Below are 6,000 nucleotides of genomic sequence, written 5' to 3'. Positions count from 1 at the left end.
TCTTTTCATAATTGATTCTAAATGTCCTATTGTTCGGCTCTATTATAACATTTTAGCACACTAAGTACGGAAGAGCCAGCTTTCTAAGGATATATTCATACTTTTGGCTCGTTGCAACAATTGCTCCTCTAGTTCGTCGGGAAGTTGAATTGCTAAGGTTTTATTCATGCTGGTAATCCTCTCATCTTGGTTATTAGTTTAACGCAAAAACACTTTAAGTGCCATATCCGAAACAAACGAAATATTCAAAACTAGCAGAACAGGTTAATTTAGGCGGTGGCTCTTTGGTACGTTGTTGCGCTTTAGCGCTAAAGCGCAACAACGTACCTAAAAGCAACTTTTGTCTTTTTCATCTTTATACTCAGGATAAACACCAAATTTTAAGCTATAATATAGCATAACAGGCTAATTCAGCCGTCAAAATAATATCAAAAATAACAATTAGGCGGTTAGAATAAGCAAGTCCAACAGCCATAAACACAAGAGGAAAATCACCATGACCGCAACCCAAATCCGTTTGTGGACTGTAGAAGAATATCACCGTATGATCGACGCTGGTATTCTCTCTCCTGACGATAAAGTTGAACTTTTAGAAGGTAAAATAGTAAAAATGAGTCCCCAACGTCCACCCCATGCAGGTACAACCCAACGTACCGATCGCTACCTGCAAAATCTACTCAGAGATCTAGCAGAAATTCGCGTCCAGTTACCTATCACACTCTCTACTTCTGAACCAGAACCAGATATTGCTGTAGTTCGCATCGATCCAAATGCTTATGGCGAAAATCATCCCAATGCTAACGACATCTTCCTGTTAATTGAAATTTCTTACACCACTTTAAAGATTGATCGCGAAGAAAAAGCACCAATTTATGCTAGAGCAAATATCCCAGAATATTGGATTTTAGATATTAGTAATCGCCGCGTTTATATTTTCCGTAATCCAACTGAATCTGGTTATCAAGAACAAATTATTCTTAATGCAGATGCAGCGATCGCACCCTTAGCTTTTCCCCAAATTACCATACCATTTTCCGAATTGTTTCTGCCTTAAATTTGCTCATAATTCCAGAAAGGATGAAGGAGGAAAAATTTGCTATCATCAAAAGTAATAACGAGATTGCGATCGCGATTTCCCACTCCAATCAAAACCACCCAAAATCAGCCATGTCTGAGCCTGTCACTCTTGACCCCGGTCAATACCCCGATAATAGCAAAATCCTACAAGAAGACGATACTCCCTTGGATAGTTTCATTAACGAAAAACAACAGCGACTTCTGACGGAAGTTCTCTCCGGTTATCAGCTAAATGATGGTATTCCCTTTATCGTAGCTGCCAATGTGGGAATCTTCCGTAATGTCCGTCTTCCAGCGATAGTTCCTGATGTATTCCTCAGTTTAAATGTGACTGTTCCAGATAATTGGCAAAACCGAGATATACGTTCCTATTTACTGTGGGAATTTGGCAAACCTCCAGAAATTGTAATTGAGATAGTTTCGCCAACTCCTGGTAACGAATTGGGTAGCAAATTCACCGATTATGCCCTTATGGGTGTAATGTATTATGTGGTTTACGATCCTTTGGGTGAATTGAGCGATGTTCCGTTACAAATCTTTCAATTACAAGGGGGACGTTATGTACCGAAAACCGATCTTTGGTTCCCCTTAGTTGGTTTGGGTTTAACTCTCTGGCAAGGTGCCTTTGAAAGTATGAATGGTACTTGGTTGCGATGGTGCGATGCTGAAGGGAATGTCATTTCCACAGTGGAGGAATTAGCAGCCAGACTAATTTTAACTCAGTCAGAGTTAACTGAAACTCAGTCAGAGTTAACTGCTTCCAAAAATCAGACCAAACAAGCCTTACTGCAAGGTATTCACTTGGGTTTACAGCTTAAGTTTGGCAGTCAAAGATTAGAGATTTTGGGAGAAATTTCTGCGATTGACGATTTGAATTTGCTGCAAACGATAACTTCTAGCTTGTTTACGATCGATCGTTTAGAAGACTTACGACAAATTTATTTGTCATGACTTACTCAAAACAGGTAGTATGCAGGAATATGGTTGTGTAGGGGCACGGCATAATTAACCTTATTTTCTACGGCAAAATATCTCGACACCGTGCCCATACATACATATTTGTTTCTTAAAAAGAACCTGATTTCCAATCTTCACCACCCGGTAAGTGACTGAGATATTCATTGATAATATCTGGTAAATCAATTGCTGAATGTTGATAGGTCAAATTCAAAAGTTCCTGAGCGGTTTGCAAAATCTGCGCTCCATCCACCAATTTTTTTAATTGAAATGGGGTATAAGCCCCATCGCGAACTTCGACGCTGGCAGTAGAAATAGCTCTGGATAAACTCTCTTCTAAGAGAGATTCCCAGTCTTCCTGTTTGAGGTAATGAGAGGTTTGATTATCCTGAAGATTCAAGTCTTGAATTTCTATGACAGAATCTCGAATTGAAGCAGCCCAAGAATTCGTCATTCTGGTTTCGATTTGATTTTTAATCAAATGAATCAGCATTCTGATTAAAAAGGATTTAATATTGCGTAAGATTCCTTTCCTACCCATGCCTTCTAAGTCATCAACAATGGCTAAAGCCTCTGAGTAGCGCCCTTCCAGGATGCTGAGTCTTAAATCTGCTAGTTCCTGAGTCATAAGTCACTACCTCCATCTTTTCTGAATTCTCAGAACTTCTATTCGCAAATATCGATCGCAAAAACCGGGCTTCTCTCGATAACTAGCAAAGAAACCCGGTTTATTTTCCCAACAGCCTACCTCAATTTTTTAAGAGCAGGTAATAAAGTTCTCCAGTCGAGTTTATCAAACCGGCCCGATCGCCTGCCAAAGTCCCAGTCCCCATAAAAATATCCACGCGACCCGGCCCTTTGATTGCCCCGCCGGTATCTTGATCCAGCACGTAACGACTGACTCGCCGTTGCTCTAAGTCACCATTCCGATTAGGATAAGGTATCTGAGCGTGTATCAGCGCCAAGGCCCCAGGTGGCATCAGGGATTTATCGGTGGCGATCGAACGTTCGGCTGTTACCGGCACCCCAATATAACCCATCGCTGGGGCACCTCCAGTTTCCCGGAAGAAGACAAAACTGGGATTGCGCGGCAGATAGCGGTTCATTTCCTCTGGTGAGGACTTGAAATATTCGATTACCGCCGGTAAGGTCAAGCCTTCCAACTGCATTTTGCGATCGTTGACCAGTTCTCGACCTATACTTCTATAAGGTTGATTTGTCTTCCCCGCAAAGCCGACTGTCATCACGCTACCATCGGTGAGCTGAAGTCGCGCAGAACCTTGTATCTGGACTAGGAAAGCTTCCAAGCGATCGCGCAACCAAACCAATTCCAATCCCCGCAAGCGTCCATTTCCCGACATTCCATCCTCTCCTTCCAGCTGGAGGCGGGTGGGGTGAGGACGCGACCAGTTACCGAAATTAGCAGGTAATCGATAAAGTGGGTAACGGTACTCTGCCGTTCGCCTGCGACTACCTGTATAAGTTGGCTCAAAATAGCCAGTGAAACCGACAGTTCCCTGACCATCTTTGCCGATCGCTTGGTAAAACGCAAATTCTCGCCCAACAGCAGCTTGGAGTTCCTCTGGCGAGTCGGAGGTGAGAACCAGTTGCTTGAAACGTTCTAAACTGCGAATAACGCGATCGCGCGTAATCCCAGCCACCCGATACCGCCCATAGGCAGTCGCTGCTTTGGGCGATCGCAGATAGCGCAGGCTGTAGTCTATGGAAGTCAACAGTGCCTGCTTGTCGCCCTTTTGACCGGAATTCCTCCAGATTTGCTCATCCAAACCCAATTCTTCCTGTCGGTCTGGACTGACGACTTCTAGCGGCACAAGGGAGAACGCCGGTAAAAAAGTCCCAAAAGCAATGCCCAAACTGAGGGTCAAAGAAGCCAGAGTCTTGATCATTCAATTTGTCTGCGATCGATACTTGATGTATAGATGGGTGTCACGCGGATAGCTATAATCCGGGATGGACGCGCCACCATGTACTCTCCCTCAATGTTTTTGATGGGGATGGTGATAAAGTCGTTCGAGGCTGATTTAGGCACCAGTTCGCCGCTGTACCACTTTTGGAATTCTTGAATAGTCTTGAAACGAATTTCTTCCCGATGACCGCCCTCGAACATTAGGTGTACGGAAAATTCATCAGGAACTTTAGCATAACGGCTTTTCGCTCTTTGACCTCCCGCCACAGCGTCGTCGGATTGTGGCTGCCTTGGATTTCCTGTCATTTTTCTTCTTCTCTTAAGAAAATAAATTAAATCGCCGCAGTTGCGTTTCGATCGCTTGCGGCAATATTTTACCTAGTTCTGCCGCATTTTTAAAGGATAGCCGCTGATACTTGGGCAGATCGAATGGATACTGCCCCGACATATCTTGTCGCTCCATTTCAGCCAGCAAGATTTGCTCGCTTCGCTTGCTTTGCAGGGCGTAGCCTATTTCCAGGCAGACTTTAGGACTGGGAATTAGCTGGGTATGCTTCCCGGTTCCTTGTATGCTGGCGATCGGCGTGCTGTCAGCCACAAACAACAAGCTTTTACGTATTTTACGCATTAACGTACTGCTTAGTCGCAACGGGCCATCCATCGGGCGGTGGGATTCTTCTAAGGTAAGGGGCACGCGCGATCGCTTGTTTAGATTATCCAGGGTATGCAGCAGTTCTGACCGCAGTGCTTCGCTGGACGCACCATACTCAGTTTGATAGCATAAAAAGACGATCGGGTCTAGCTGACCCACCACCGCTTGTTTGGTGAAATAAATTTCGTGACTGCTCAGATCTATGTTGGCGATCGCGTATCCGCCACTGCCTTCTATATAAAACTCAACCGTTTCCCCATCCAGGTAGCGCCCAAACCAAGCCGATCGTTTCACTTCCTCGCTTTCTTCTAAAAAGTCGGCTCGCAAACCCGTTTTCAGCAGGCTATTTTTGCTGAGGCGCAGGTCTTGGGGGCGCTTTTCTAGTTCTTTAACTGGCTCGTAGTTCTGGAGATACCAGGCTCTCAGAGCAATAATGGCCATGATACTCTATCAAATTTTATCTTTAAATAGTTGCAGGTTTTATAGACAAATATTACACTTGCCTCTTACAACCGTTTTGTAAGGTGTTACCCTCACTGGACGTACTACTACGCCCTGTATTCCCTCGGCAAAAGCGTTGGGAAATGCTTTCCTGACAATGTTAGCACTACCATTCACATCTGCATTAATCAGTCTACCGTCACCAGCACGAAACAAACCACGCTTAATTCGCTTACCTCTGTACTCCAAATGCTTGACAATATCAATCCCTGCTATGACTTCAACACCAGATGATGATTGACAAAGAGCCTCTGCATCGTAAACTACCTCAATGACATAATGGTAATTTTTTGGGACGATTCTGACTTGATTTACTTGTTTGACTTTAGTAGTCATAAAAATGTGAGTTTTGGACAGATTGAGCATTCCTTTATTGAGCCATTTTTGACTAATGGCTTGAGCCGTGTAAGTCAGGACATTTCTGCCTAATGTCTTGTGTTTATATCGAGGAATTTTCGGTCTCGCTTTGAATTTATCGGGATGTTCGTTATACTCCGAAGTCGCTTCAAAAAATGACTTCCAGCTTTCATGTAATCTCAATAAGACTTGCTGAGATACTTTAGCTGGTAATGCTAAATAATCATTCGTTCCCTGACATAGTTTTTGGATTTTGTAATAGTCGAGGTATTCTCCTGCTATAATAAATTTTTGTCTAATCAGGTAGTTAGCGTAGTTGAAAAGATTCTTAGAAAGGAAACACAAATTATCTAGCTGCTTGTATAGCCAGTGGTTAAGATCGATAATGTGCTTTTCAACTAGCTGCATTTATTTCCCTAAGTTTTGAGGATATTATACTACATTTGGCTATAAATGTCTATAATTGGCTAGAAAGTCAGTGAAGTTTTACAATACAACAACACCCAAGCCCTTACTTGCTGAGTGATTT

At 43.3% G+C, this 6,000-nt stretch carries 7 protein-coding genes; 2 read left to right on the top strand and 5 right to left on the bottom strand.

The window, feature by feature from the left end; all coding sequences use genetic code 11:
* Window positions 1-496 precede the first annotated feature (496 nt).
* Both LAY41_RS27925 and LAY41_RS27920 read left to right on the top strand, forming a co-directional pair.
* The gene (locus tag LAY41_RS27925; protein ID WP_249067561.1) at window positions 497-1,054 is read left to right on the top strand and encodes a Uma2 family endonuclease; all 558 of its coding nucleotides are present in this window, start codon (window positions 497-499) and stop codon (window positions 1,052-1,054) included.
* 23 nt (window positions 1,055-1,077) lie between these two features.
* Complete coding sequence (locus LAY41_RS27920; protein WP_249105230.1) at window positions 1,078-2,028, top strand: Uma2 family endonuclease; 951 nt, start codon at window positions 1,078-1,080, stop codon at window positions 2,026-2,028.
* 115 nt (window positions 2,029-2,143) lie between these two features.
* On the opposite strand, the gene LAY41_RS27915 is transcribed toward LAY41_RS27920, so the two are convergent.
* From LAY41_RS27915 to LAY41_RS27895, 5 genes are all read right to left on the bottom strand, one after another.
* Window positions 2,144-2,662 (bottom strand): DUF29 family protein, encoded by a 519-nt coding sequence (locus LAY41_RS27915; protein WP_249105228.1) that lies wholly within the window; start codon window positions 2,660-2,662, stop codon window positions 2,144-2,146.
* Between the two features lie 121 nt (window positions 2,663-2,783).
* Window positions 2,784-3,941: a murein transglycosylase A gene (gene mltA, locus LAY41_RS27910; protein ID WP_249105225.1), complete on the bottom strand. Its 1,158-nt coding sequence runs from the start codon at window positions 3,939-3,941 to the stop codon at window positions 2,784-2,786.
* Window positions 3,938-4,162, bottom strand: a complete 225-nt coding sequence (locus LAY41_RS27905) for a hypothetical protein (protein WP_249105237.1) — start codon at window positions 4,160-4,162, stop codon at window positions 3,938-3,940. The genes mltA and LAY41_RS27905 overlap by 4 nt, the downstream gene beginning before the upstream one ends.
* 118 nt (window positions 4,163-4,280) lie before the next feature.
* The gene (locus LAY41_RS27900; RefSeq protein ID WP_249105222.1) at window positions 4,281-5,054 is read right to left on the bottom strand and encodes a hypothetical protein; all 774 of its coding nucleotides are present in this window, start codon (window positions 5,052-5,054) and stop codon (window positions 4,281-4,283) included.
* A gap of 39 nt (window positions 5,055-5,093) precedes the next feature.
* Window positions 5,094-5,879 (bottom strand): hypothetical protein, encoded by a 786-nt coding sequence (locus LAY41_RS27895; protein ID WP_249105220.1) that lies wholly within the window; start codon window positions 5,877-5,879, stop codon window positions 5,094-5,096.
* Window positions 5,880-6,000: the final 121 nt, after the last annotated feature.

Source organism: Argonema galeatum A003/A1, from assembly GCF_023333595.1.
GTDB classification, from domain to species: Bacteria; Cyanobacteriota; Cyanobacteriia; order Cyanobacteriales; family Aerosakkonemataceae; genus Argonema; species Argonema galeatum.
The sequence above is the reverse complement of the archived record's forward strand: the minus strand, read 5'-3'. Positions and strand labels throughout refer to the sequence as shown.

What these genes read in the sequence shown, in the direction of transcription:
- LAY41_RS27925 (WP_249067561.1), top strand. Translation starts at nt 497, where the DNA reads ATGACCGCAACCCAAATCCGTTTGTGGACTGTAGAAGAATATCACCGT.
- LAY41_RS27920 (WP_249105230.1), top strand. Translation starts at nt 1,078, where the DNA reads ATGAAGGAGGAAAAATTTGCTATCATCAAAAGTAATAACGAGATTGCG.
- LAY41_RS27915 (WP_249105228.1), bottom strand. Translation starts at nt 2,662, where the DNA reads ATGACTCAGGAACTAGCAGATTTAAGACTCAGCATCCTGGAAGGGCGC.
- mltA (WP_249105225.1), bottom strand. Translation starts at nt 3,941, where the DNA reads ATGATCAAGACTCTGGCTTCTTTGACCCTCAGTTTGGGCATTGCTTTT.
- LAY41_RS27905 (WP_249105237.1), bottom strand. Translation starts at nt 4,162, where the DNA reads ATGTTCGAGGGCGGTCATCGGGAAGAAATTCGTTTCAAGACTATTCAA.
- LAY41_RS27900 (WP_249105222.1), bottom strand. Translation starts at nt 5,054, where the DNA reads ATGGCCATTATTGCTCTGAGAGCCTGGTATCTCCAGAACTACGAGCCA.
- LAY41_RS27895 (WP_249105220.1), bottom strand. Translation starts at nt 5,879, where the DNA reads ATGCAGCTAGTTGAAAAGCACATTATCGATCTTAACCACTGGCTATAC.